Raw genomic sequence first — 23,132 nt, 5'->3', positions numbered from 1 at the left:
GCGCTGCCGCAGGCTGCACCAGGGGCGTGAGTTCACTCAGGTTCCCTGGCCTGCAGACTCGGCCAAAGGCAAAAACCCCACACATGGCAATGTGTGGGGTTTTTGTGTGTAAAAAAGAATGCTTCTCGACAACTCACGGCATAATGCGCGCCGTGTTTCTTACTTTTGAGCAACAAGGCAGGTCGATGTGTTGAAGAAAACCCTGTTCCAGCTGCACTGGTTCTTCGGTATCAGCGCGGGTCTGGTTCTGGCCCTGATGGGCATCACTGGCGCGAGCATGTCGTTTCAGGACGAAATCCTGCGGCTCATGAACCCCTCGGTGCTGCAGGTCGAGAAACGCCCTGCCGGCGTGCTGCCACCGGCCGAGCTGGTGGCCAAGGTCGAGGCTGCCGAAGGCAAGACCGTGTCCATGCTCTGGGTCGAGACCGACAGCGGCAATGCCGCGCGGGTGTTCTTCACCCCGCCACCGGGTGAACGCCGTGGCCAGATGCGCTACTTCGACCCCTACACCGGCGAGTTCCTGGGCGACGCCGTGGGCCAGGATTTCTTCGGCCTGATGATGCAACTGCACCGGTTCCTGGCCATGGGCGATACCGGCCGGCAAATCACCGGTGCCTGCACCCTGATCCTGATTTTCTTCTGCCTGTCCGGCCTGTACCTGCGCTGGCCACGACAAGTCGGCAACTGGCGCGCCTGGCTGACCCTGGACTGGGCCAAGAAAGGCCGGGGCTTCAACTGGGACCTGCACGCCGTGGCCGGCACCTGGTGCCTGGCGGTGTACCTGCTGGCGGCACTGACCGGCTTGTCGTGGTCCTACGAGTGGTACAGCAACGGCCTGGACAAACTGCTCTCCGACACCCCCCACAGCGAGCGCAAGCGCGGCGGCCGTGGCGCGCCGCCGCCCAAGGGCGAAGCCCCGGTGGCCGACTACAACGCCCTGTGGAGCAGCCTCTACAGCAATGCCGGCAAAGACCTCAACGCCTACAACATCCGCATGCCGCCAGTGGCCGGGCAACCCGCCACGGTCTACTACCTGCTCAAGACCTCGCCCCACGAGCGCGCGCTGAACCAGTTGCAGATCGACCCGGCCACCGGCGCGGTCAGCCTGCATGAGCGCTACGCCGACAAGAGCTTTAAAGCGCAACTGCTGACCAGCATCTACGCCCTGCACGTCGGCAGCTATTTCGGCCTGGCCGGGCGCATCATCCTCGCCGTGGCCTCGGTGCTGATGCCGTTGTTCTTTATTACCGGCTGGCTGCTGTACCTGGACCGCCGACGTAAAAAACGCCAGATCAAGGAGGCCCGCAAAGGCCTGGCCAACAGCAGCGACGACAGCGCCGCGTGGCTGATCGGTTTTGCCAGCCAGAGCGGTTTTGCCGAACAACTGGCCTGGCAGACGGCCGGGCAATTGCAGGCCGCCGGGCTGCCGGTGAACGTCCAGCCCCTGGCCAGCATCAGCGAACACGACCTGCAAGGTGCGAGCAATGCCCTGTTCGTGGTCAGCACCTTTGGCGACGGCGAAGCGCCGGACAGCGCTCGCGGTTTCGAACGCAAGGTACTGGGCCGCACACTGTCGCTGGACCACCTGAACTACGCGGTGCTGGGCCTGGGCGACCGCCAGTATCAACATTTCTGCGGCTTTGCCCGGCGCCTGCACGGCTGGCTGATGGAGCACGGCGGCAGCACCCTGTTTGCCCCGATCGAAGTCGACAGCGGCGACAGCTACGCCCTGCGCCACTGGCAGCAACAACTCGGGCAACTGACCGGGCAAGCGCCGGTGGACCTGTGGCAGGCCCCGGCCTTCGACAACTGGACCCTGACCCGGCGCGAGCTGCTCAACCCTGAAAGCCGTGGCTCCGGCGTCTACTTACTGGGGCTGACGGCGCCCAGTGCCAGCAGTTGGCTGGCGGGCGACCTGGTGGAAGTGATGCCACGCAACAGCCCTTGGGCCGTGGAGTTCTTCCTGAGCGGCCTGGGCCTGGATGGCGAGAGCACCGTACAGATCGACGGCCTTCAGGAAACCCTGTCCCAGGCCCTGGCCAACCGCCAACTGACGGAAAACCGCAGCCACCTGGTGGGCCTGCACGCCCAGGCCCTGGTGGATGCCCTGGTGCCGGTGACCCTGCGCGAATACTCCATCGCCTCGATCGCCAGCGACGGCGTGCTCGAACTGCTGGTGCGCCAGGAACGCCACCCCGACGGCAGCCTGGGCCTGGGCTCCGGCTGGCTCACCGAACACGCAGCCGTGGGGTCGGCCATCAGCCTGCGCGTGCGGCGCAACAGCGGCTTCCACCTACCGGCCGAACCCTGCCCATTGATCCTGCTGGGCAACGGCACCGGCCTCGCCGGCTTGCGCAGCCTGCTCAAGGCGCGAATCGCCGACGGCCAGCAAGCCAACTGGCTGATCTTTGGCGAGCGCAATGCCGAACACGACTTCTACTGCAAGGACGAACTCCAGGAGTGGCTGACCGGTGGCGACCTGGCGCGCCTCGACCTGGCCTTCTCCCGCGACCAGGCGCAAAAAATCTACGTCCAGGACCGCCTGCGCGAAGCCGCGCCGGAACTGAAAAAATGGCTGGCCGACGGCGCCGCGATCTACATCTGCGGCAGCTTGCAGGGCATGGCTTCGGGGGTGGATCAGGTGCTCAACGAGGTGCTGGGGGCTGAAGCCGTGGAGCGCCTGATCGAGCAAGGGCGCTATCGGCGGGATGTTTACTGACCGAGCGCACCAGGGGCGAGGGAGCACGGTCGCGAGCCAGTGCCCGTTGACCGGCGGGAATGGCGGTGCAGCCATTGGGGCGGCTACGCCCCCCAGCGCGAGCAAGCTCGCTCGCCACAAAAGCAGCGCGGGGTCCTTAGGCTCCTGGCTTGGCAACTGGCCCCCTGTGGTGAGGGAGCTTGCTCCCGCTGGGCCGCATAGCGGCCCCAACCCGGCCAACGCGAAACACCTGCCGCACCGCATTGGCCGGCTTGCGGGTACTGAGTATTTAGAAGGCTGGCTGCCCGAGCGAAAGCAAACACCCTCACCACAACCGCTCACTGCACGCTGAGTTTCACTTCAACTCGGCGAACGGCGATTGCCATCCAACAACGCCTCCACCACACCGCGCGCCATCTCCACCGAATGCACCAACGACCAGATCAACCCACGCTCGATACCACTGGCGTGCTCGGTGATCTCATCGGACACCTCCTCGGCAGACTTGAGCAGCATGGACACATGGATCAACGCTTCTTCAGCACTGATACCGGGGCGCACGCTGAAGGGGTTATCGGGGCCTGCTGGGCCGGCCGCGGTGGGTAGCAGAGTTGAGATCAACGAGCCGTTTAAGCCGGTATTGGCCAGGGCATGGCGCACTCTTTCATTAGCCCGGTCATGTTCCGGATTTCGGCGTGAGAAAGGGCGAGTAACAGGCGGATCGGGGACGATCTTTTTCATGGTGTAGCTCCCGAGCAATAGAGCCTTCACCCACCGCTGCTAAACGAAAGGTGGCGGCTGGACGCGGGTTAGCAGACCAGGGCTCAGGAACCCGGCGCACCCGAAGGTGCCCCACGTACAGCCGCCATAACAAGCTGGCCAGAATGAAATCCGGCCAAGGAAGAGATAGCGCTTATACGTCTGAGACTTATCGAGCTGCTAAACCCGATCACTGAACATTCAGTGACGAACCGAGCCTAGTGAGCTAAGTACCCAGCCGCAAGCGAAAGAGAGTCTCTCGGAAACCCCTTACAAAAGAAAGAGAAATGCCCTTCTTTAACCGCTCAAAAAGTCTGCGCTAGGCCTGCCAAATAAAGTCATACACCCCAGAAATGAAGGAGTGGAATATCTGATCGGACACTTATCAAGCGACTTTCTTATCCGGCCCAATACCCTACCTGTGGCGAGGGAACTTGCTCCCGCTGGGCCGCATAGCGGCCGAGAGGAAGCAAGCGCCTTCGCCACGAAAGAAGGGTCTCAGTTAGGGAAACAACAATTGCCGCGAACAAGAAATCCACCACTCCAGCGGCCATCTCCTGTGCAGACATCAACGATGCATATCTGCCAACGCTCAATACTAATGGCGCGCTCGTAGTTCTCGGGATGGAGCCATCACGAACTGACGTTGCGATACGTTAGGGAGGCGGTTGCACGTCGGCTAGCAGACCGATCCGAGGACACCGGCACACCCAAAGGCGCCCCACGTACAACCGCCATAACAAGGTGCTGCATATGAAATGCAGTGCTGATGGCTCCGCTTGCGACTTGACCCGGGCTGCTAGACCCGATCACTGAAGTGCAGTGACAACCCGAGTCTAGCCAGCAGGTCTCCAACCTCAAGCGAAAGAGAACCTTTCGGAAAGCCCTTACAAAAGAAAGAGAAATGCACTTCTTTTAGCGCTAACCAAGGCTGCACTTACATTACAAAACCCCACAACCGACCCGCCGCGGCCCGAGCCTATCGGCAGCAGCTACAGGGAGCGATGGGATGGCCTGATACCTATACGGTGTAGCGGGAAGACATGCCCGCCCAGCGCCAGCTGGCGGCAGCCCGATTTTGATCTACCCGCCCCTTCGGCAGGCCGAGTGGAGGTGTTCATCAGGGGATTGGCGCGTAGCGCCCCTCGACGCAGTCGAGGACATCGCTAGTAGCGATGCCCCCTGAGGGACGCCGGAACGAGGGAACCCGAGCGCAGCGAGGGCCGTACGCTCGGGGCGAGACCTTTTGGGTACTTTTGGCTGGGCCGGCATTCCGGGCGTTTGCCAAAAGTACCTCGCCGTAAGGGCGAAACCCTAAGCCGCCGTTACCGCAGCAACGGATATGCACCCCTACCCCCCAAAGAACGGGGCCGGCTATCAGGCCGCCCCGCCCCCCGCCGGCGCCAAAGCCAACTCCCCAACTTCAGGCCGCTTCACCACCGCATACACCAACGCCGTAACCAAACTCCCTGCCACAATCGCCAGCAAATACAACAACGCATGATTAATCGCATTCGGAATCAGCATCACAAACAACCCCCCATGGGGCGCCATCAGCTTGCAGCCAAAATACATCGACAACGCCCCCGTCAACGCGCCCCCGGCAATACTCGCCGGAATCACCCGCAACGGGTCCTTGGCTGCAAACGGAATCGCCCCCTCGGAGATAAAGCACAACCCCAACACAAACGCCGCCTTGCCCGCCTCACGCTCGCTTTGCGCAAACTTGCGCCGCGCAATAAAGGTCGCGATCCCCAAGCCAATCGGCGGCACCATGCCCGCGGCCATCGCCGCCGCCATCGGCGCATAACTCTGAGACGCCAGCAGCCCCACCGAAAAAGCATAGGCCGCCTTGTTGATCGGCCCGCCAAGGTCGACGCACATCATCGCCCCCAGCACCACGCCCAGCAGGATGGCGTTGGTGGTGCCCATGCTGTCGAGGAACTGGGTCAGGGCCGAGAGCATGCCCGCCACCGGTTTGCCCACCACGTAAATCATCACCAGGCCGGTAAACAGGCTGGCGAACAACGGGATGATCAGGATCGGCTTCAGCGCTTCCAGACTCTGGGGTAAACGTACGTATTGGCTGAGGGCCTTGGCCGCATAGCCGGCGAGGAAACCGGCGACGATGCCACCGATAAAACCTGCGCCCAGGGTACTGGCCAGCAAGCCGCCGATCATCCCCGGCGCCAGGCCCGGACGGTCGGCAATCGAGTAGGCGATGTAACCCGCCAGCAGCGGCACCATCAGTTTGAAGGCGGTCTCGCCACCGATCTGCATCAAGGCCGCCGCCAGGGTGCCCGGCTCCTTGAACGCGGTAATGCCGAAGACAAAGGACAGGGCGATCATCAAGCCGCCCGCCACCACCATCGGCAGCATGAACGAGACCCCGGTCAGCAGGTGCTTGTAGACCCCGGTCTTCTCTTGCCGAGCCGGCGCCTGGGCACCGCCTGCGGCCGATTCCACCTGGCCTTCGGCCAAGGCTTTGTTAAGCGTGGCCTCCGCTTGCTTGAGGGCAATGCCGGTGCCGCAGCGGTAGATTTTCTTGCCGGCAAAGCGTTCGGTGGCGACTTCGATATCCGCCGCCAACAGCACCACGTCGGCCTGGGCGATGGCCTCGGCGCTCAATGGAGTACGGGCGCCGACCGAACCCTGGGTTTCAACCTGCAACTCGTAACCCAGGCGTTTGGCCGCCTGTTGCAAGGCTTCAGCAGCCATAAAGGTGTGGGCGACCCCGGTCGGGCAGGCGGTGACCGCAACGATGCGCGGCGCGCTGGCGGCTGTCGCAACCGGCTCGACGCTGGCCGCAGCCTCGCTGTACAGCTGGGCCTCTGCGGCGCCACGGCGCAGCACCGCGTCCACATCCTGCAAGGCCTGGGACGGTGTGCTGCGGTAAACCCGCTTGCCGACAAAACGCGCCATATCCAGCGGCCCGGTGCTGACCACCAGCACCCACTCGGCCGCTTCCAGGGTGGCCGCCGAGAGTTGGCGTTCCGGGTGCGCCTCGTCGTGCACTTCGACGCTGGTGCTCCAGCCCTGGCGCTGCGCCGCAGCGTCGAGCAGCCGGGCGCACAGCACACTGGTGACCATGCCGTTGGGGCAGGCAGTAACAATGGCTAACTTCATGTCCAACCCTCTTATTGTTCTGTCAGGGGGCGCACGCGCACGCCCTGTTCGAGCTGCGCCAGTTGCGCCGCATCGCTGATACCAAAACCGATTTGCGAGACCGCCATGGCGGCGATCGCCGTGGCGCGGCGCAGTGTCTGTTCGGCGCTATCGCCGCTGAGCAGGCCATGCAGCACACCCGCCAGCAGCGAGTCGCCGGCGCCCACAGTGCTGGCGACGCTGACCTTGGGCGGCACGGCCTGCAACGCCGGGGCCGAGCTGAACCAATTGACCCCGTCGGCGCCGTGGGAGATCACCACGTGCTCCACGCCCTGGGCATGCAGGCGTTGGGCCGCAGCCGCCTGTTCAGCCACCGACAGCACCGGGCTGAGCAGGGCCTCGGTCAATTCCTCAGTGTTCGGCTTGATCAACCAGGGACCCGCCACCAGGCCGGCGCGCAGGGCCTCGCCGCTGGTGTCCAGGGCGACTTTCAAGCCCAGGCCCTTGAGCCGTACCAGCAGCGCCTGCAACCACTGTGGGCTGACGCCACGGGGCAGGCTGCCGGCAACGACCACCGCGTCATGGCCCGGGGCGATCTGTTCCAGGCGCTCCAGCAACGCGTGTTGCGCCGCCTCGTCGACCTCCGGTCCCGGGCCGTTGACGTCGGTCACACGGCCGTCACTTTCGGCCAGCTTGATGTTGCTGCGGGTCTGCCCCGGCACGCGGATAAAGGCGTCGACAAATCCCCGCTGGGCAAACAGTGCTTCGAAGGCTTGCGGGTTGTCGGCGCCGAGAAAGCCGCTGACGGTCAGTTGGTGACCAAGGTCCGCCAGCACCTGGGCGACGTTCACGCCCTTGCCGGCGGCATGGGTGTACATGGCCTGGCTGCGGTTGACGGCCCCCGGTTCCAGACGCACCAGTTGCACGGTGAGGTCCAGCGCCGGGTTCAGGGTCAGGGTCAGGATCTTGGCCATTACAGGGCCTCCACGAGGGCGCGCACGTCATCCGCGCTGCCGACGGCCAGGGCCTCCTGCGCCAGAACCTGGACCCGGCTCAGGCTCAACTCGCGAATGCGCGCCTTGACCTCGGCAATGCTGCGCCCGGAGACGCTGAGTTCATCCACCCCGAGCCCGACCAGCACCGGCACCGCCAGCGGATCGGCCGCCAGTTCGCCGCAGACCCCAACCCATTTGCCATGGGCATGGGCGGCGCGCACGGTGATGTCGATCAGTTGCAGCACCGCCGGGTGCAGGCCATCGGCCTGGGCCGACAGGGTCGGATGGCCACGGTCGATGGCCAGGGTGTACTGGGTCAGGTCGTTGGTGCCGACGCTGAAGAAGTCCACTTCCTTGGCCAGGACCGGCGCCAGCAAGGCGGCGGAGGGTACTTCGATCATGATCCCCAGTTGCAGGTCGGCGACCGGGATTTCCAGGCGCAGGCGCTCGGTCATGTCCCGGGCCTGGCGCCATTCGTCGACGCTGCCGACCATGGGGAACATGATCCGCAGCGGGCGGTTGTCGGCTGAGCGCAGCAGGGCGCGCAGCTGGGCTTCCATGATTTGCGGGCGTTGCAGGGTCAGGCGGATGCCGCGCACGCCGAGGAAGGGGTTTTCTTCCTTGGCGATCGGCCAGTAAGGCAGCGGTTTGTCGCCGCCCACGTCCAGGGTCCGCACCACCAGCGGGCGCCCGGCCAGGCCGTCGAGCACACGGCGGTATTCGGCTTCCTGGGTGGCTTCATCCGGCGCTTGCGGGTGGGCCATGAAAATCAGTTCGGTGCGCAGCAGGCCGATGCCTTCGGCGCCGTTTTCCACGGCGCTGGCGACTCCGGCGCTTTCACCGATATTGGCGAACACCTCAACGTGATGGCCGTCGGTGGTGTGGGCCAGTTGATGGCGTTGCTCGGCGGCGGCCTTGAGCCGTTGCTCACGGCTGTCGCGCTCTTCGCCGGCCCGTTGCAGGGTGCTGCTGTCGGCATCCACATGCAGCCGCCCGCGTTGGCCGTCGAGCAGCAGCGGCGTGCCAGGCTTGATCAGCAACACCGCCGCGCCCGCCCCGACCAGGGCCGGAATGCCCAGGGCCCGGGCAACGATGGCGCTGTGGGCGGTGGCACCGCCCCGGGCCGTGAGGATCCCGGCCACCCGCGCCGGGTCGAGGCGCGCCACGTCCGACGGTCCGACTTCGTCCATCACCAGAATGTAGGGTTGCTCCGGCTCGGCCGGGGTCTCGATGCCGCACAGCTGGGCCAGCACGCGGCGGCCAATGTCCCGCAGATCGGCAGCGCGCTCGGCGAGCAGGGCGTCCTGCAACGACTCCTGCTGGCGGGCGGCGGCTTCGATCACGGCCATCCAGGCAGCTTCGGCGCTTTCACCCTGCTTGAGGCGGGTGTCGACTTCATCGGTCAGTTCCGGGTCGTCGAGCATCTCCTGGTGGGTGATGAAAATCTCGCGAATGGCCTTGGCCTGGCTGCGCTGGATCAGCCCTTCGATATCGCCGCGTACCTGCGCCAGTGCCTGTTGCAGGCGCTGGCGCTCGGTGGCGGTGGACTCGCCGCGCAGCGGGTAATCGATGGCCTGTTGCACCTGAATATGTGCCGGGCCGATGGCGATCCCCGGGGCGGCAGCAATCGCCTGGATCAGGCTGCCGGTAGCCGGGGCGCTGAGGGGCGCTTCGATTTCTTCGGCGGCGGCCGGGGTTTCGCTGACCGCCGGCAGTGGCTCGACCTCCTCACCCAGGCCCTGCTCAATGGCCGCCAGCAACGCCGGCAAGGCATCGGCGGCGATGGTCGGCTCGGCGATCAGTTCCAGGACCTGGCCGCGCCGGGCACCGAGGCTGAGCAGCTTGCTCAGGCTTTTCATCGACACCGAGGCACCCTGGCTGTCGAGGATGCGGATGCGGATCTCACCCTCGAAGCTCTTGGCCAGTTGCGCCAGGACCTTGGCCGGGCGTGCATGCAGGCCATGGGCGTTGGCCAGGGCAATTCGGGCGCTGGGCCAGTCGGCCGGCAGTTCGCCGCCGAGCACTTCCAATACCGCGCGGCTGCTGGTGGCGCGCCCCAGTTCGTGGCCCCGGCCTTCGATCAGCAGCGCACACAGGCGTTCGAGCAGCGCCTGGTGCGCCTCACCGAGGCTGGCCAGGCAGAACAGCCCGCTCAGCGGTTGACCGAGGTAGCGGATGGGTTTGTCCGGGGTGACGAAGGCCAGCCCCGGGCGCTTGACCGTTTGTTCGCTGTGCAGCCACCACAGGCCATCGCCCAGGGGCAGCGCCTCGACTTGCTGCAACACCGCGGCAAAGCCGTTGCTCACGCAGTCCGCCTGACGCAACAGGCGTGCGCCACGCCATACCAGTTCTTCGAAATCTTCTGCGGCCACGCCCAGGCCGATCATCTGTGCATCCAGCGCGAGCTCTTGTGGCGCGCCCTGCAGCAGTTTCAGCAGGGCTTCGGCCGAGCTGGCACGACGCAGGGCCTGGCCCAGGTCGGTCTCGCCCAGGGCCCTGGTCAGCAGTTGCAGCAGGCGCAGGTGCTCATCGGATTTGGCGGCAATGCCGATCGCCAGGTAGACGATCTGGCCATCGCCCCAGTCCACGCCCTCGGGGAATTGCAGCAGGCGCACGCCGGTGGCAAACACCTGGTCGCGGGTCTGCGGCGTGCCGTGGGGGATGGCAATACCCTGGCCGAGAAAGGTCGAGCCCTGGGCCTCGCGCGCGTTGAGGCCGGCGAGGTAACCCTCGGCCACCAGGCCGTCGGCAACCAGTTTGTCGGCGAGCAGCTGCAGCGCCGCGGACTTATCCACAGCCGATTGGCCCATGGATATCTGCTCTATGGTGAGCTCGAGCATGCTTTCTCCTATTTAGCGCAGGGGGGCGGCGCTAGGTATTGTTTTGAATGAATCAAAGCTTAGGCGTGTTTGCTGTCGCAAACGGCCGAGGGTGCTTGGCAGGTCCTCCAGCCGTTTCTTCAAGCCTAGAAAATACGCTTGCTGAAACGTTTAATCTAGAATGTTTGGCACGTTACTCGATAATCTCTCATCCTTGAAGCCCTACCGGTCGAATGCATGTTGCGACAATGGTCGCCTGCCCTTATCGGGTAGGATTGACGAAAATGTCCGGCAAGCACCAAAAAAACAAGGAAATCCCGGGTTGAAACTCAGTGATATAGCCAGGCTGGCCGGTGTGTCGGTGACAACCGCCAGTTACGTCATCAACGGCAAAGCCGAACAGCAACGCATCAGCAACGCCACCGTCGAGCGGGTGCGCGCGGTGGTCGAGGAGCACGGCTTTACCCCCAACCCCCAGGCCGCCGGGCTGCGCAGCCGACGCACGCGCACCCTCGGGTTTATCCTGCCGGACCTGGAAAACCCCAGTTACGCCCGGATCGCCAAGTTGCTGGAACAAGGCGCCCGCGCCCGTGGTTATCAGTTGCTGATCGCCAGCTCCGACGATGCCCCGGACAGCGAGCGGCAACTGCTGCAGCTGTTTCGCGCACGGCGTTGCGACGCCCTGTTCGTCGCCAGTTGCCTGCCCGCCGACGATGACAGCTACCGCACCCTGCAAGCCCAGGGCCTGCCAATCATTGCCATCGACCGGGTGATGCAGCCCGAGCTGTTCTGCTCGGTGATCAGCGACGATCAGCAGGCCAGCCTGCAATTGACCCGCAGCCTGTTGCAGCCCCAGCCCAAGCAGATCGTGCTGATCGGCGCACGCCCCGAGCTGAGCATCAGCCAGGATCGTCGCGCGGGCTTCCAGCAGGCGCTGGCGGGCTTCGCCGGCGAGGTGCTGGTGGAGCATGGCGAGGCCTTCAGTCGCGATTGCGGCCGGCAATTGATGCAAGAGCTGTTGCAGCGCCTGGGGCATCTGCCGGATGCGCTGGTCACGACTTCTTATGTGCTGTTGCAGGGGGTGTTCGATGCCCTGCATGACTTCCCGCTCAAGTCGCGGCCGCTGCGCCTGGGGACCTTCGGCGACACCCAGTTGCTGGACTTCCTGCCGCTGCCGGTGAATGCGATGGCCCAGCAGCATCAGCTGATTGCCGACCAGGCCCTGCAACTGGCCCTGGCCGCCGTCGAGCAAGCCCATTACCAGCCTGGCGTGCACGCCATCCCCCGGACCTTCAAGCAGCGTATTCACGAGGCCTGAACGTGGAGCTGATCGACACCCACACCCACCTCGACTTCCCGGACTTCGACCCCGACCGTACGGCGTTGCTCGCCGACAGCCGCGCCCTCGGGGTGCGGCGCATGGTGCTGCTGGGGGTGTACCGGGACAACTGGCAGCGGATCTGGGACCTGGTGCAAGGCGACCGCGAGCTGTACGCCGCCTTCGGCCTGCACCCGGTGTACCTCGATCAGCACCAGCCCGCCGACCTCACCGAACTCGGCGACTGGCTCACACGCCTGGCCGGCCATCGGCAGGTGTGTGCGGTGGGTGAGATCGGCCTGGATTACTTTCTTGAACACCTGGACCGCCCGCGTCAGCAGCAGCTGTTCGAGGCGCAACTGCAACTGGCGGCCGACTTCCAGCTCCCGGCCCTGCTCCATGTACGGCGCAGCCATGCCGCGGTGATCGCCACGCTCAAGCGCTTCAAGCTCAAGCGCGCGGGGATCATCCACGCGTTCGCCGGCAGCCGCGAGGAAGCCCGGGAATACATCAAGCTGGGGTTCAAGTTGGGCCTCGGCGGCGCCGCGACCTGGCCCCAGGCCCTGCGCATGCACAAGGTGCTGGCCGATTTGCCGCTGGAAGCGCTGGTGCTGGAGACCGACTCACCGGACATGGCGCCGGCCATGTACCCCGGCCAGCGCAACAGCCCGCAACACCTGCCGGCCATTTGCGCCGCCCTGGCGCAGATCATGGGCCTGAGCGCCGAACAACTGGCCGCTGCGAGCACGGCCAACGCCTGCGAGCTGTTCAACTGGCCACCCGCCTGAAGTGGCCGGCGGTAGCGGCCGTCAGACGCGAAACGCGCTGATCAGCTGCTTTAGCTGCACCACCTGCGCCGACAACCGGCGGCTGGCGTCTTCGGTCTGGTGCGCGCCCTCGGCGGTGCGCTCTCCGGCCCGGTTGATCTCGACAATGTTCTGATCGATGTCGTGGGCCACGGCGGTCTGCTGCTCAACCGCCGCGGCAATCTGCTGGTTCTGGTCGACGATCATACCCACCGCGCCAAGAATGTTCTCCAGGGCCTGCTGGACCTTTTCCGACTGCCCCACGGTGCCGCTGGCCATCTCATGGCTGACGCCCATGGCCTTGACCGCTGCGCCCACGCCGCCATGCAGCTTGGCGATCATCTGGTCGATTTCCTCGGTGGATTGCTGGGTGCGCTTGGCCAGGGTCCGCACCTCGTCGGCCACCACCGCAAAACCACGCCCCTGCTCGCCGGCCCGAGCAGCCTCGATGGCGGCATTGAGCGCCAGCAGATTGGTCTGTTCGGCGATGCTCTTGATCACTTCCAGGACCCGGCTGATGGACTGGCTGTCACTGGCCAGCTGGTTGATCACCCGCACCGACTGGTCGATCTCCCCCGCAAGCAGGGCGATGCTGTCCTGCTGCGATTCCACCAGGCCTCGACCATTGATGGTCTCGTCGTTGACGCTGTGGGCACTGCTGACCGCCGCCGCTGCGCTGCGGGCCACTTCCTGGGCGGTGGCCGACATCTGGTTCATCGCCGTGGCCACCTGTTCGATCTGGCTGCGCTGCCCGGCCACCGCCTGGTTGCTTTGCGCCGACACGCTCTCGACTTGCCCGGCCTGGCGCTCGACTTCGCCCACGGTCTGCCCCACCAGCTCGATCAGGTCGTGGATCTTGGCCACGGTGCCGTTGAACACTTTGCCCAGCTCCCCCAGCTCATCGCGGCTGTGGGCGGTGAAACTGACCGTCATGTCCCCCGCCGCGACCTTGTCCATCACCGCCCCCAGGCGCCTGAGGGTGGTCCGGGTCGAGGCGTAGAAACCGCCGTACAGGTAGACAATCAGCAAAAATACCCCGGCCAGGGCCGCCACCAGCAGCACCATGTGGCTGCGGTTCTGTCCCAGGCGCTGTTGCAGTTCGACGCCGAGAAACTTCAGGGTCGCTTCGTTGAGCTGGTAGGTCTGATCCATCAGGCCGCTGACCTGGTCGTAAAAGCCCTGCCACGGCGTGTCGAGGGTGTCGGCCATCACCACCTTTTCCTCGAACAGCTCACTGGCCTGTTTCAGGCTGCTTTTACTGGCGCTGGCCAGGCCGTCCAGTGCGCTGTGGGCGGCCTTGCTCGACCCCAGGGCGTCTTGCAGCTTGAGGCCGTACTCGGCCTGGAGTTTTTCAATCTGCACCAGCAACTCGTCGAAGCGGGTGCTGGCCGAGGAGTTGAGAAAGCCCTGGCCCAGGGAGTAGGCGCCCATCGCCCGCCCCTCGCCCAGGGTCTGGGTGATCTGCGGGGTGACGCTGGTCACCAGTTCACTCAATTGGCGGATATCACTCTGCCCATCCCGGCTCAGGCCCGATTGGCTGGCGATGATCTGGCTGAAGATTTGCGCGCTGCCCAGCAGCTTGCCGATCAACGCACTTTTACTCTGCAGCGAGCTCTCGCTTTGCTGGACCTTGAAGGCCGCGATCATTTCATCGCGCTTGGCGTCGAATACCCCGATCTGCTCCGGATCGACCGCCACCGCACGCAAGCCTTGCAGGCGTTCGAGCACGGTGCGCTCCAGGGCGCTGATCTTGCTCTCGGTATCGCCGCCCTTGGCGGACTGGCCGAGGGTGGCGTTGATCTGCACCAGGTTGTTCAGGGTTTCCAGGTCGCGCCGCAAGGTCAGGCTGCTGCCCAGCAGGTCGAGGCTTTGCAGCTCGACCTGGGTGCCCTGGAACTCTCGATAGGAATCGCGCACCAGGTAGAAGTTGGTGACCAGCATCGGCAGGAAGAACAACACGCTGATCAGGCTGAACTTCATGCCGAAGCTCAGGCGGTTCATCAGTGCGACGGCGGGATAGAGCAAACTCTTCAAAAGTAGTCTCCCTTCGGGCTTTTTATTGTTATGGGCAGCCGCGCAAAAGGGTCAGAGTGCCACTATTGAGCGTCACGTCTGTATAGCTCAAATCGGCGAAAGGGTTTGTAACTTAAAGTTAACCGCACGCGGGAAACCGGCGCGGGTACTGGGGGATGCGAGAAGGGTTTGAGGCGGGGATCGGGTCAGGGCTGGCGGGCAGCCCCGACCCGGGTCAGTCAGCCCAGCACGGTCCACAGGGCAAAGCCTGCGTACCACAACAGCGCCGCGCGCAGCAGCAACTCCCAGAGCTGGTCCAGGCTATTGACGCCATCGGCGCCCGCCACCGGAGCGGGAATTTCGCCGGCCACCAGGCCGACCTTTTCCACCAACTGTGCGGCGCTGATGTTCCAGTTCAGCAGTTCATGCAGCATCACCCGGCTGACCGCGACAAAGTTGCCGACCAGGGCAAAGCTCGCCGCCAGCAAACGCACCGGAAGCCAGTCGAAGGCATGCCGCAATTGCCCGGCGCGCTCCACCAGGGCTGGCGCCGTGCCGTGCTCGGCGGCCAGGGCCAGCAGGCGATAACTCAAGGCCGCCACCGGCCCCAGCAGGAAGTACCAAAAAATCACCGCGAAGAAGCTTTGATAGGCCTGCCACAGCAAATGCCCTTGCACCCGCTCCAGCAACTGCTCACCGCTGTCGGCGCAGATCCCCAAGTCACGCTGGGCGACATGGGCCGCGGCCTGCAGGTCTTCGCGGCGCCAGGCATCGCGAAACGGTCCGAGCCCCCCCAGCAGATCGCCACGCCCCAGGCTGTAGATCACCACCAGCAAATGCACCGGCAGCGCCAGCAAGCCATAGGCCACCGGCTCCAGTACCCACAGCAGCATGCCCAGCAGGATTGCCGGCAACAGCACCAGCAACGTGAGGATCAACCAGGGTCGATTGCCCAACCGCGGGCTGGCTTGCAACCGGGCAAGTTCCCCGAGCCAGGCACCGTCGCGCTGCACGCGATGACGCAGGGCGGAAAACTTCTCGACCCAGACAGCCAGCAGCAACACCAGAAAACTCATTGTGCGTCCCCCCTTTCCAGGGCTGCGCGATAGCGCGCCCAGTCAAAACCTGGTCCCGGGTCGGTCTTGCGGCCCGGGGCGATATCGCTATGACCGCAAATCCGCTGCACGGTGATAGCGCTGTATACAGCCTGTAACTGCCGGGTCAGGGCAATCAGCGAGTGGTACTGGGCATCGGTGAACGGCAACTCGTCGGTGCCCTCCAGTTCAATGCCCAGGGAAAAGTCGTTGCAGGTCTCGCGCCCCTCGAAACAGGACACTCCGGCATGCCAGGCGCGATCCAGGCACGAGACAAACTGGGTCACGCTGCCATCACGCTCGATCAGGAAATGCGCAGACACCCGCAGCTCGGCGATCCCGGAAAAATAAGGGTGTTCGGTGACATCCAGACGGTTTTGAAAGAATTCCTGCACTTTGCCGGTAGCAAACTGCCCTGGAGGCAGGCTGATGTTGTGAATCACCAGCAGGGAAATTTCATCGCAAGGGCGCAAATTGAAGTTGGGCGACGGGCAATGGCGCACGCCGTGACACCAACCACTGGCAGGGTCCAACTGCATACAGATTCCTTCAACTAGAGCCTTGGGTGGCTCAGTATGCCGCGATCCAGGCCCAGGTTGCGATCACTTGCCGCGATTGAGGCGCTGCAGGTTGTCGATCACCGATTCCAGGGCCCGGTCGAACAGCAAGGTATCGTCGAGGGTGCGCACGGCGGCGCGGTGAAACTCCAGGGCCAGGCCCATGCGGGTGCGTTCCAGGACCTTCATCCCGGTGCGATTGACGAAGATGTACTTGGCGCCGGGCTGGACGATGGCCGCCAATTTGCAGCGCACAGTGTTTTCCTCGTCTTCTTGAAACTCGACCCAGGCGCCCAGGCGCAACTGGTCCACCAGCAGCAGGCTGGTGTCGTTGGCGGCCAGGGCCACGGGCGCGGCTTCCAGGGGGCCCTCTTCGGCCGACGCCAGGACTATTTCCTGCTCCACCGCAACCATCGCTGGTGCCTGGGTTTCGAGGGCGACAACCCGGGGCTCGGGGTTTGGGGTCAGGCGCTCGAAAACCTGAAGGTGCAAGACTTCCAGCTGGCTGAAAAACTCACTGGTGGCAAAAGGATCGAATGCGGCGCTGCTCAGTCCGTCTCGCAGCCCCTTGAGCAACCCCGGCACCAGGTTCAGCAGTTGCAGGGCGGCATCGGGCTCATCGTGGCGCTCAACGCTCCACACCAGCTCTTCCATGGTCTGCACGGCGGCTTGCCACTCCGACGACTGCTCGCCGTGCTTGAGGCAGGTCAGCAACAGCACCTTGCTCCAGGCCTGCTGCACAAACTCCACCACCACCTGGGGCAATACCTTGCCCAGCAAGCCGTGGTTCAGCACCTGCTCAACGCGCCGACGCGCCAGCTCGGCCTTGGCCCGCCCTTCTTCCGCATCGCGGGTACGCTGTTCGAGCAGTTCGCTGCGGCGCCGCTCATCGGCGGTAAAGGCCAGGAAGTCCGCGAGCAACTCGGAGAAAATCGCCGGATCATCGACAAAATCATTCAGCAGCCGTTGCACCACCTGCTCGATCCGCAGGTACAGGCTGTCGCGCTGGTGATCGTCGCAGGCGCCCCAGCCCAGGGCGGCCGCAGCAATTTCATTGAGCAGGCGCCGGGCCGGGTGGGAGCCACGGCTGAAGAAGCTTTTATCCAGCACCGCGACCTTGAGCATCGGGATCTGCAGGCGGCCGATCAATGCCTTGAGCGAGTCCGGCACGGTGCGGTCATCGAGAATGAATTCGAAAAGCATGGCAATCAGGTTGATCACATCCTCATCGGCCACCCCGACCACCCGGGATTTACCACTCTTGACGCTGACCCGAGTGAGCAATTGCTCAAGCTGATTACGCAGGTCGAAGTCATCCTGGGCGCCGGCCGGCACATATTGCTGCAGGTGCGAAAGCAGGCGCAGCAAGTCGCGGGTCGAGATTGGCTGGGTTTCGGCGCTGGCCTCGAGGGTCGGGGCAACGCTGCCACGCACGTGGAATAACAGCTCCTGCAAGGCGGCAAACACTTCCTGGACACTGTCGTCGATCTGCGGCCCGCCCGATTTGACTGCGGCCTCGCTGGCACTGGCATGGGTGTCGGGGGCGGTGCGATCGGTGCTGCGACGGGCCGGCGCGGGCATCAGCTCAGGCAGGACGCCGGTGGCAATCAACAGCTGGTTGGCTTCGGCGTACAGCTGGTGGACTTCGCTGAGCACGTAACGCTCGAACAGCTTGAGGATGATCAGCTTGACCTTGATCTCCACCCCCAGGTTGCGCCCCGCCTGCATAAAGTACTCGCAGAGCAGAGTCGGCCCCAGGGGATTGCTGCGTTGATCCAGGCGTTTGCCAAGCAGCGCAGCCAGGCGTGCATGCAACTGGCCCAACGCCAGGCCATCGCGATTGAGCACCTTGGCCACCATGGCGTCGACGGCCACGGTCCGCTCCAGATCGTCACGGCTCGACTGCGCTGCGGGGTCGTAGCTCACCGCCTGGTGTGCCGCCGCAGTCGGATCGTACTGCACAAGGCCGACAAAGGCCTCGAAGAACATTTCGAGAAAGCCGCGTTCGATGCTTTTGCGCTTGAGGCGCAAGTCGCGCATGGCCTCGAAGAAGGTGTTCTGGTCGACATTGTTTTGCGCCCTGTCGGCCATTTCAAACAGCGTGTCGTCCGCGTTATCGAACAATTCCTGCAAGCCATGGCGCAGCTGCTGTGCGGCCTTGTCACGCACCTGGAGCAGAATCACAGGCAGGCGGGCGAGCGGCGACGCGGTCGCCTGATCGGTAGCCGCCTTGTGCAAAGGCACTACATTCCCGTCGTTGTGCATCCAAGCCTCCAGAAAGGTGTCGCTGTGCTTCAAGGTGAAAATGGCGGGCGCCGACCGCTCACAGTCGAGTACCTGCAGGCACTCACTGCATGGGGATTTTCAGGGGAAACAAGAGGACGTCAAAGCCATGACGCCAATTACAAGGCGGATTATCTGGCAAAAAGCGTTCCGAGTGCCAGCAGACTCTGCTGATCCTTTGAAATAGCCCGCAATTTATGACCGTCAATAACGGCAAATGACTCGATTGATGCGACAAAAGGCGACGACACACGCGATAAGTGCCGTGCGCGCGCCTTGGGTTCACTCACGGCATGGCCCTATAATCGGCCCCACTTTGTTAGTGGAGCCCGTTATGCCGAATCTACGTCTCGCCGATTTGACCGCCGAAATCGAAGCCAACGTGCGCCGTGCGTTGCTCGAAGACATCGGCAGCGGCGACATCACCGCGCAACTGATCCCGGCCGAGCGCCTGGCCAAAGCCACCATCATTACCCGTGAGGCGGCGGTCATCAGCGGCACGGCCTGGGTCGATGCGGTGTTTCGGCAGTTGGATCCGCGGGTTGCCGTGCATTGGCAGGTTCGCGATGGCGATCGGGTCAGCCCCAACCAGGCGCTGTTCCACCTCGAAGGCCCGGCACGCTCCCTGCTCAGCGGCGAGCGCTGCGCGCTGAACTTCCTGCAACTGTTGTCCGGCGTCGCCACCCGCGCGCAGTACTATGCCGACTTCGTCGCCGACACCCAGGTCAAGCTGCTGGATACGCGTAAAACGCTTCCAGGGCTGCGCCTGGCACAAAAGTACGCCGTGACCTGCGGCAGCTGCCATAACCACCGCATTGGCCTGTACGACGCCTTCCTGATCAAGGAAAACCATATCGCCGCCTGCGGGGGCATCCCTGAAGCCATCAAGGCCGCCCACAAGATCGCCCCGGGCAAGCCGGTCGAAATCGAAGTGGAAAGCCTGGCAGAGCTGCAGGAAGCCCTGGCAGCCGGGGCGGACATCATCATGCTCGACGAGTTGAGCCTGGATGACATGCGCGAAGCGGTGCGTCTGAATGCCGGCAAGGCCAAGCTCGAAGCCAGCGGCGGGATCAACGAAAGCACCTTGCGCACCATCGCCGAGACGGGTGTTGATTACATTTCGATTGGTGCCATGACCAAGGATGTAAAAGCGGTGGATCTGTCGATGCGGCTCAGCATCTAAGTGACAAGGCACAAGCTGCAAGCCGCAAGCTGATCTGCTTTGGCTTGCAGCTTGTAGCTGCTTTTAAACCACCAGATTGTTCATCTCGCAGTACTCTTCCCAATCCACGCCCAATACCTCTGCCGCCTCCTTGTGCAGAACCAGGCGCGCCGCCTCGAACTCTTCCGGGGTCGAGGTGTACTTCAGCGTCAGTTCCCACGGCTGCAAGCCCTGGGCTTCTGCCTCATCCTCAAACGCCCATTGGATCTGGTCTTTCTGATCGTCGGCACTCAGGTCCTTGATCTCTTCCGCCAACTGCGGCGAGTCCAGCAGGTACTGCTTGAGTGCTTCTTCGTGTCTGGCTTCTTGGGTCAATGCTTTAGCGGTCATGTCGTTCTCGTTGATCTGGGGAATGGAAGATGGATCTGGATCATCAAGGATCTCTCTGACGCAAAAAACCGTGACAAGCCCGGTTTGTCTGGCCTTCAGAACCATTCGGGGATCATCTGAAAACTGCTACGGGGGTGTTCGTGCAAAGTCCGAATATAGGACCTTTGGCTGACGATTTATACGAGTCGTTACATCAAATCTACAAATAAGCCGACGCCATCAGGTGTCGACCATTTATGCAGGCGCCCAGGAACAAGTTCCACAGCACAAAGTCATAGCGATGTGCCATCTAGGCACTTCACAAGGAATTCAGGTGATGCGCAATTTTTCGAAGCTCCCGGCCACCCTGTTTGCAACCGGCATGGCTGCCCTGCTGCTTGGCAGTATGGTGCTGCCCAACACGGCTCAGGCAGGGGTTGAACTCAGTTCTGACCACCCTTCGTATTCGGACAAACTGGCTGCCGTGCACAACTCGTTCGGCAAGGACGTCGTGGTCCGAAGCGACTTCAGTATTGATGGGATGGAAAAGCTGCAGAGCACGGTCAAGAGCAACTTGGTTGAAATCGAAACCCTGAAGAAAACCATCAAGGACCAGGCGCGCCTTATCGAAGAGCTCAAGCGCAACAACGGCTCGAGTTCCAGTTCGAACGCGAGTGAACTGTCCGACCTCAAGCGCACCGTTCGTGAGCAGGAAAGCGACCTGAAGAACCTCGGCAAACAACTGGACGATCTCAAGCGCACGGTCGAGGAGTTGAGCAGAAAAGTGAAGTGATGGGGGGCGCTGGTGCCCGAGACAGGAATCGAACCTGCGACCTTCGCGTTACGAGTGCGCTGCTCTACCGACTGAGCTACACGGGCAGTGAGCTAAACCTAGCACAGCTTTGATCCGCGTCCACCGTCGTCACCGTCTCGGTAACGGGCGGACAAAAAAATGCCCCGCAGCTTTCACTGCGGGGCATTTTCATAACGCTGAAGCGTCAGGCGTGGGTGCGATTAAACGCCCGAAGCCTTGGCCGCTGCCACGTCTTTGATGGACAGCTTGATACGGCCGCGGTTGTCCACGTCCAGTACCAGTACTTCCACTTCCTGGCCTTCTTTCAGGATGTCGGTCACTTTCTCTACGCGAGCGTCGCTCAGCATCGAGATGTGAACCAGACCGTCTTTGCCAGGCAGGATGTTGACGAATGCGCCGAAGTCGACGATGCGCTCAACCTTGCCGACGTAGATCTTGCCGATCTCGGCTTCCGCGGTGATGCCCAGAACGCGCTGACGCGCGGCTTCTGCGGCTTCCTTGGTTTCGCCGAAGATCTTGATCGAGCCGTCGTCTTCGATGTCGATCGAAGCCTTGGTCTCTTCGCAGATCGCACGGATGGTCGCGCCGCCTTTACCGATGACATCACGGATTTTGTCGGTGTCGATTTTCATCGCGATCATGGTCGGAGCGTTTTCCGACAGCTCGTTACGCGACTGACCAATGATCTGGTTCATCTGACCGAGGATGTTCAGGCGCGCGTCCAGGGCTTGGCCCAGGGCGATCTCCATGATTTCTTCGGTGATGCCTTTGATCTTGATGTCCATCTGCAGCGCGGTCACACCTTTGGCGGTACCGGCTACTTTGAAGTCCATGTCGCCCAGGTGGTCTTCGTCACCCAGGATGTCGGTCAGGATGGCGAACTTCTCGCCTTCTTTAACCAGACCCATGGCGATACCGGCAACCGGTGCCTTCATCGGCACACCAGCGTCCATCAGAGCCAGGGAAGCGCCGCAGACCGAAGCCATGGAGCTGGAACCGTTGGACTCGGTGATTTCCGATACCACGCGGATGGTGTACGGGAACACGTCGGCAGCAGGCAGCATGGCCTGAACCGAACGACGAGCCAGACGACCGTGACCGATTTCGCGGCGACCGGCACCACCCATGCGACCACACTCACCTACCGAGAACGGTGGGAAGTTGTAGTGCAGCATGAACGGGTCTTTTTTCTCGCCTTCCAGGGTGTCCAGCAGCTGTGCGTCACGGGCGGTGCCCAGAGTTGCAACCACCAGGGCCTGGGTTTCGCCACGGGTGAACAAAGCCGAACCGTGGGTCTTTGGCAGAACGCCGACTTCGATGTTCAGCGGACGTACGGTCTTGGTGTCGCGGCCGTCGATACGTGGCTTGCCGTTGACGATGTTTTCGCGAACGGTGCGGTATTCGATTTCGCCGAAGGCAGCTTTGACTTCGCTGGAAGTCGGCTGGCCTTCTTCACCGGACAGCTTGGCGACGACCTGGTCTTTCAGCTCACCCAGGCGCGCATAGCGGTCAGCCTTGATGGTGATGGTGTAAGCCTGGGAGATGGCTTCGCCGAACTCGGAGCGGATAGCGCCCAGCAGTGCGGTGGCTTCTGGCTGTGGAGCCCAGGTCCAGGTTGGCTTGGCTGCTTCGGCGGCCAGTTCCTTGACGGCGTTGATCACCACCTGGAACTCGTCGTGGGCGAACAGTACGGCGCCCAGCATCTGGTCTTCGGTCAGCTCTTTGGCTTCCGACTCAACCATCAACACGGCTTCCGAAGTACCGGCAACGACCATGTCCAGGCTCGATGCTTTCAGTTGCTCGTAAGTCGGGTTCAGCAGGTAGCCGGTGCTTTCATGGAAAGCAACGCGAGCGGCGCCGATCGGGCCGTCGAATGGAATACCGGAGATCGCCAGCGCAGCCGAGGTACCGATCATCGCAGCGACGTCCGGATCGGTTTTCTTGCTGGTGGACAGCACGGTGCAGACAACCTGCACTTCGTTCATGAAGCCTTCTGGGAACAGAGGGCGGATAGGACGGTCGATCAGACGCGAGGTCAGGGTTTCTTTCTCGGAAGGACGGCCTTCACGCTTGAAGAAACCGCCAGGGATCTTACCGGCAGCGTAAGTCTTTTCCTGGTAGTGAACGGACAGAGGGAAAAAGCCCTTGCCTGGATCGGCTTGCTTGGCACCGACTACGGTCACCAATACGCTGACGTCGTCGTCAACGGTGACCAATACTGCGCCGGAGGCCTGACGGGCGATACGGCCAGTCTCGAGGGTAACGGTCGACTGACCGAACTGGAATTTTTTGATTACCGGGTTCACGGTGTCCTACCTTCTTTGTGGCTCTTGGGGAACT

15 protein-coding genes and 1 tRNA gene are annotated in these 23,132 nt (G+C 63.1%); 5 read left to right on the top strand and 11 right to left on the bottom strand.

The features are described 5' to 3' along the window. Positions 1 to 187: 187 nt before the first annotated feature. Positions 188 to 2,719, top strand: coding sequence for a PepSY domain-containing protein (locus JFU57_RS12135; protein ID WP_201129437.1), 2,532 nt, complete (start codon positions 188 to 190; stop codon positions 2,717 to 2,719). Between the two features lie 339 nt (positions 2,720 to 3,058). Here the strand turns inward: JFU57_RS12135 and JFU57_RS12130 are convergent, their stop codons facing one another. The 4 genes from JFU57_RS12130 to ptsP all read right to left on the bottom strand — a co-directional run bounded on the left by JFU57_RS12130 (position 3,059) and on the right by ptsP (position 10,397). Further along, complete coding sequence (locus JFU57_RS12130; protein WP_201129436.1) at positions 3,059 to 3,439, bottom strand: DUF6124 family protein; 381 nt, start codon at positions 3,437 to 3,439, stop codon at positions 3,059 to 3,061. A gap of 1,395 nt (positions 3,440 to 4,834) precedes the next feature. Continuing rightward, positions 4,835 to 6,583 (bottom strand): PTS fructose-like transporter subunit IIB, encoded by a 1,749-nt coding sequence (locus JFU57_RS12125; protein ID WP_201129435.1) that lies wholly within the window; start codon positions 6,581 to 6,583, stop codon positions 4,835 to 4,837. An 11-nt stretch (positions 6,584 to 6,594) separates the two neighbouring features. Beyond that, positions 6,595 to 7,536 carry a 1-phosphofructokinase gene (gene pfkB / locus JFU57_RS12120; RefSeq protein ID WP_201129433.1) on the bottom strand — a complete coding sequence of 314 codons (942 nt, stop codon included), beginning with the start codon at positions 7,534 to 7,536 and terminating at the stop codon, positions 6,595 to 6,597. Continuing rightward, complete coding sequence (gene ptsP / locus JFU57_RS12115; RefSeq protein WP_201129431.1) at positions 7,536 to 10,397, bottom strand: phosphoenolpyruvate--protein phosphotransferase; 2,862 nt, start codon at positions 10,395 to 10,397, stop codon at positions 7,536 to 7,538. The genes pfkB and ptsP overlap by 1 nt, the downstream gene beginning before the upstream one ends. Before the next feature lie 301 nt (positions 10,398 to 10,698). Here ptsP and cra point away from each other — a divergent pair, with 301 nt between their 5' ends. Together cra and JFU57_RS12105 are read left to right on the top strand one after the other, a co-directional pair. After that, the gene (gene cra / locus JFU57_RS12110; RefSeq protein WP_078469796.1) at positions 10,699 to 11,694 is read left to right on the top strand and encodes a catabolite repressor/activator; all 996 of its coding nucleotides are present in this window, start codon (positions 10,699 to 10,701) and stop codon (positions 11,692 to 11,694) included. A gap of 2 nt (positions 11,695 to 11,696) precedes the next feature. Next, a complete protein-coding gene (locus JFU57_RS12105; RefSeq protein ID WP_201129429.1) occupies positions 11,697 to 12,482 on the top strand; it encodes a TatD family hydrolase in 786 nt (261 codons plus the stop codon). 21 nt (positions 12,483 to 12,503) lie between these two features. Here JFU57_RS12105 and JFU57_RS33650 read toward each other — a convergent pair whose 3' ends face one another. The 4 genes from JFU57_RS33650 to JFU57_RS12085 all read right to left on the bottom strand — a co-directional run bounded on the left by JFU57_RS33650 (position 12,504) and on the right by JFU57_RS12085 (position 18,429). Next, positions 12,504 to 13,208, bottom strand: a complete 705-nt coding sequence (locus JFU57_RS33650) for a methyl-accepting chemotaxis protein (protein WP_443217306.1) — start codon at positions 13,206 to 13,208, stop codon at positions 12,504 to 12,506. A gap of 1,544 nt (positions 13,209 to 14,752) precedes the next feature. Next, on the bottom strand, positions 14,753 to 15,589 hold the full coding sequence (gene ampE, locus JFU57_RS12095) for a regulatory signaling modulator protein AmpE (protein ID WP_201129427.1): 837 nt from the start codon (positions 15,587 to 15,589) through the stop codon (positions 14,753 to 14,755). Then, positions 15,586 to 16,146 (bottom strand): 1,6-anhydro-N-acetylmuramyl-L-alanine amidase AmpD, encoded by a 561-nt coding sequence (gene ampD, locus JFU57_RS12090; protein ID WP_078469792.1) that lies wholly within the window; start codon positions 16,144 to 16,146, stop codon positions 15,586 to 15,588. The genes ampE and ampD overlap by 4 nt, the downstream gene beginning before the upstream one ends. 63 nt (positions 16,147 to 16,209) lie before the next feature. Next, positions 16,210 to 18,429, bottom strand: a complete 2,220-nt coding sequence (locus JFU57_RS12085) for a DUF1631 domain-containing protein (RefSeq protein ID WP_201129425.1) — start codon at positions 18,427 to 18,429, stop codon at positions 16,210 to 16,212. 352 nt (positions 18,430 to 18,781) lie between these two features. Here JFU57_RS12085 and nadC point away from each other — a divergent pair, with 352 nt between their 5' ends. Further along, on the top strand, positions 18,782 to 19,630 hold the full coding sequence (gene nadC, locus JFU57_RS12080; protein ID WP_078469790.1) for a carboxylating nicotinate-nucleotide diphosphorylase: 849 nt from the start codon (positions 18,782 to 18,784) through the stop codon (positions 19,628 to 19,630). A 63-nt stretch (positions 19,631 to 19,693) separates the two neighbouring features. Here nadC and JFU57_RS12075 read toward each other — a convergent pair whose 3' ends face one another. Beyond that, positions 19,694 to 19,999: a DUF6388 family protein gene (locus JFU57_RS12075; RefSeq protein WP_201129424.1), complete on the bottom strand. Its 306-nt coding sequence runs from the start codon at positions 19,997 to 19,999 to the stop codon at positions 19,694 to 19,696. A gap of 316 nt (positions 20,000 to 20,315) precedes the next feature. On the opposite strand from JFU57_RS12075, the gene JFU57_RS12070 reads away from it, so the two are divergent. Continuing rightward, a complete protein-coding gene (locus JFU57_RS12070) occupies positions 20,316 to 20,771 on the top strand; it encodes a hypothetical protein (protein ID WP_201129423.1) in 456 nt (151 codons plus the stop codon). 10 nt (positions 20,772 to 20,781) lie between these two features. On the opposite strand, the gene JFU57_RS12065 is transcribed toward JFU57_RS12070, so the two are convergent. After that, positions 20,782 to 20,857, bottom strand: a tRNA-Thr gene (locus JFU57_RS12065). Between the two features lie 135 nt (positions 20,858 to 20,992). Beyond that, positions 20,993 to 23,098, bottom strand: coding sequence for a polyribonucleotide nucleotidyltransferase (gene pnp, locus JFU57_RS12060; protein WP_020299906.1), 2,106 nt, complete (start codon positions 23,096 to 23,098; stop codon positions 20,993 to 20,995). Between the last annotated feature and the right edge of the window lie 34 nt (positions 23,099 to 23,132).

This window comes from Pseudomonas sp. TH07, from assembly GCF_016651285.1.
Taxonomy (GTDB): Bacteria; Pseudomonadota; Gammaproteobacteria; order Pseudomonadales; family Pseudomonadaceae; genus Aquipseudomonas.
This window is presented reverse-complemented; position numbering and strand designations above follow the sequence as displayed.

Excerpts from the sequence above, each read along its gene's own strand:
- JFU57_RS12130 (WP_201129436.1), bottom strand. The coding sequence starts at position 3,439 with ATGAAAAAGATCGTCCCCGATCCGCCTGTTACTCGCCCTTTCTCACGC.
- JFU57_RS12125 (WP_201129435.1), bottom strand. The coding sequence starts at position 6,583 with ATGAAGTTAGCCATTGTTACTGCCTGCCCCAACGGCATGGTCACCAGT.
- pfkB (WP_201129433.1), bottom strand. The coding sequence starts at position 7,536 with ATGGCCAAGATCCTGACCCTGACCCTGAACCCGGCGCTGGACCTCACC.
- ptsP (WP_201129431.1), bottom strand. The coding sequence starts at position 10,397 with ATGCTCGAGCTCACCATAGAGCAGATATCCATGGGCCAATCGGCTGTG.
- JFU57_RS33650 (WP_443217306.1), bottom strand. The coding sequence starts at position 13,208 with ATGTCGGCCACCGCCCAGGAAGTGGCCCGCAGCGCAGCGGCGGCGGTC.
- ampE (WP_201129427.1), bottom strand. The coding sequence starts at position 15,589 with ATGAGTTTTCTGGTGTTGCTGCTGGCTGTCTGGGTCGAGAAGTTTTCC.
- ampD (WP_078469792.1), bottom strand. The coding sequence starts at position 16,146 with ATGCAGTTGGACCCTGCCAGTGGTTGGTGTCACGGCGTGCGCCATTGC.
- JFU57_RS12085 (WP_201129425.1), bottom strand. The coding sequence starts at position 18,429 with ATGCACAACGACGGGAATGTAGTGCCTTTGCACAAGGCGGCTACCGAT.
- nadC (WP_078469790.1), top strand. The coding sequence starts at position 18,782 with ATGCCGAATCTACGTCTCGCCGATTTGACCGCCGAAATCGAAGCCAAC.
- JFU57_RS12075 (WP_201129424.1), bottom strand. The coding sequence starts at position 19,999 with ATGACCGCTAAAGCATTGACCCAAGAAGCCAGACACGAAGAAGCACTC.
- JFU57_RS12070 (WP_201129423.1), top strand. The coding sequence starts at position 20,316 with ATGCGCAATTTTTCGAAGCTCCCGGCCACCCTGTTTGCAACCGGCATG.